This window comes from Corynebacterium sp. HMSC056F09, from assembly GCF_001815785.1.
In the GTDB taxonomy this organism is placed as follows: Bacteria; Actinomycetota; Actinomycetes; order Mycobacteriales; family Mycobacteriaceae; genus Corynebacterium; species Corynebacterium hiratae.
In genome coordinates this window covers 1-253 of sequence record NZ_KV821924.1, presented here as the reverse complement: position 1 = coordinate 253, position 253 = coordinate 1, and the positions used below count along the sequence as shown (strand labels likewise).

Annotated in this window: 1 protein-coding gene; it reads left to right on the top strand. The window is 58.5% G+C overall.

The genetic code is table 11. The features are described 5' to 3' along the window. Positions 1-253: DDE-type integrase/transposase/recombinase (locus HMPREF3056_RS05745; protein ID WP_141759847.1), on the top strand; the 253-nt coding region annotated here is incomplete at both ends.

The window sequence follows — 253 nt, the reverse complement described above, 5'->3', positions numbered from 1 at the left end:
GTCATTCCCGCAGGGTACTGGGCTGGGCTATGGATAGTGTTCAAGACACACACCTGGTTGAACGGGCCCTGCGGATGGCGCATACGCTGCGCGGTGATGTTCCTGATGGGCTGGTGTTTCACGCTGACCGTGGAACGCAATTCACTAGCGAGAAGCTCTGGGAGGTCTGCAGCAGACTGGGCATTGCTCAGTCTGTGGGGCGTACTGGTGTGTGCTTCGATAACGCGATGGCTGAGTCGTTCTGGTCGACGCT